1 protein-coding gene and 1 pseudogene are annotated in these 2,235 nt (G+C 68.4%); both read right to left on the reverse strand.

All coding sequences use genetic code 11. The features are described from left to right. Positions 1 to 534: lyase family protein (locus GJ629_RS15515; RefSeq protein WP_255475248.1), on the reverse strand; the 534-nt coding region annotated here is incomplete at its 3' end. Further along, positions 535 to 1,769: pseudogene (locus GJ629_RS15520) on the reverse strand (argininosuccinate synthase). Positions 1,770 to 2,235 lie beyond the last annotated feature (466 nt).

Below are 2,235 nucleotides of genomic sequence, written 5' to 3' on the forward strand. Positions count from 1 at the left end.
CATCACCGTCTCGGCCTCGGCGCGGGCGACATCCAGCAACTGCTCGCGTGCGCCCACGACTGTCTCGATCAGGTCGAGCAGATCCGCGCGCAACCGGTAGCGGATGCAGGTCGCCACCTCGTCGTTGCGCGAACGGGCGGTGTGCATCCGGCCGCCCTCGGGTCCGACGCGGTCGATGACCGCCGATTCGATGGCCTCGTGGACGTCCTCGCCGTCCGGCAGGGCGTCGTGGCCGGCCGACTCGATGTCGTCAAGCGCCTGCAGGATGTCGCCGGCCGTCCCGGCCTCGATTATCCCCTGTTGGGCGAGCATCACGACGTGGGCGCGGTCGACCGCTATATCGGCCGCGAAGAGACGCTCGTCGTCGGCGAGCGAGGAGAGAAAGTCGCGGGCGGGGCCGCCGCTGAAGCGGTCCCGGCGGACGACCGACTCGTCGCCGGCGTCGCTGGGTGTGGCCGTTCGGGGGTCGCTACCGTCCCCGCTCGCGTTGCCCGAGGACTCCCTGGGGTCGTCCTCGCTCTCCTCGCCGCTCATCTACTCCTCCTGTCCGCCGTCGGTGGCGGGTGCGTTCAGCTTCTGAGTCACCTTCTTGGCGAGGCGGCTCTGGAAGCCGTGGTACTTGGCGACGCCCGTGGCGTCCTGCTGGGTGATGCCGCCCTCGACGTCCTCCTCGTTGAACGATGCCGCCGACTCGCTGTAGACGGCGTAGTCGCTCTCGCGGGAGACCGGACGGCAGTGGCCGCCTTCGAGTTTGACCGTCACCGTGCCGGTGACGCGGGTCTGGGTCTCGTCGATGAACCCCTCCAGCGCGTCGACGATGGGCGCGTCGATGAGGCCCTGATACCCCTTCTGGGACCACTGCTGGTCGATACCCTCCTTGAACTGGCGCTCCTCCTGGGTGAGGACGAGGCCTTCCAGAGCCTCGTGGGCAGTGAGCAACACCGTCGCGGCGGGGTGCTCGTAGTTCTCGCGGACCTTCAGCCCGAGCATACGGTCCTCCATCATATCGGTGCGGCCGACGCCGTGCGCGCCGGCCTGGGCGTTGAGTTGCTCGATCAGTTCGACCGCGTCCAGCGACTCCCCGTCGAGTGCGACCGGTTCGCCGTCGGCGAACTCGATTTCGACGAGTTCGGCCTCTTTCCCGGAGGGGTTGTCGGTCCACTTGTAGATGTCGTCGGACGGAATCGTCGCCGGGTCCTCCAGTTCCGAGCCCTCGATGGAGCGGCTCCAGAGGTTCGTGTCGACGGAGTAGCGGCCGCCGTCGCCGCCCTCGACGGGCAGGCCCTTCTCGCGGGCGTACTCGTTTTCCCACTCGCGGGTGAGGCCGAGTTCGCGGACGGGCGCGACGACGTCCAAATCGGTGTCGCGCCAGATGGCCTCGAACCGTAGCTGGTCGTTGCCTTTGCCCGTACAGCCGTGGGCGAGAGCGCTCGCGCCCTCTTCCTGTGCCACGTCGCGGATGGCCTTGGCGATGACCGGACGCGCCAGCGCGGTCCCGAGCGGGTAGCCTGGTAGTCGGCGTTTGCCTTGACCGCTCGCAGACAGAGGTCCGCGAACTCCTCGCGGGCGTCGACGACGAACTGCTCGACGCCCAGTGCCTCGGCCGTCTCCTCGGCCTCCTCGAACTCGGATTCGGGCTGGCCGACGTCGACGGTGACGCCGATGACCTCGTCGAATCCGTACTCGTCTTTCAGTAGCGATACGCAGACTGTCGTGTCGAGCCCGCCCGAGAAGGCGAGCGCGACGGTCCCTGAGTAGTCTCCTGGCATTGGTGGTGTGTCGGGTCGAAGGTCACCGCCCGAAACCCGACCGTGGGCGGTAGCGAGCGTGTGGTACGAAATCCGGTCGTTGAGTAGTGTTGTGTGGGCCTACAGGAAGGCCCGCCGTCGCCGTCGGATCGCGACGCGACCCGACTGCTCGTCGGACGCCGTCCGGCGGCGTCGCAGACCGGGTGCCGAAAAAACCGAAGCGGACCCGTCGCTCGCGGTCGCCTGCGAGTCGAAGCCGGTGGTCCGCGTCATGTACCACGAGAGTACCCGAGAAGCGTACTAATAAGTTCCGAGACGGACGCGCCGTGTGGCGTGTTCACGAACGGCGTCTCGTGGCCGTCACCCGCGGGGCTGGACCGTTCGGTTCCCGTCGGTCGGGCCGTGCATCGGTCCGCCGTGCGGACCGGTCTGGTTCCCCGGTCCGTGGTGGGTCCCGCCGTGCGGACCGGTCTGGTTCCCCGGTCCG

Origin of the sequence: Halapricum sp. CBA1109 (assembly GCF_009741825.1) — an archaeon.
Classification (GTDB): Archaea; Halobacteriota; Halobacteria; order Halobacteriales; family Haloarculaceae; genus Halapricum.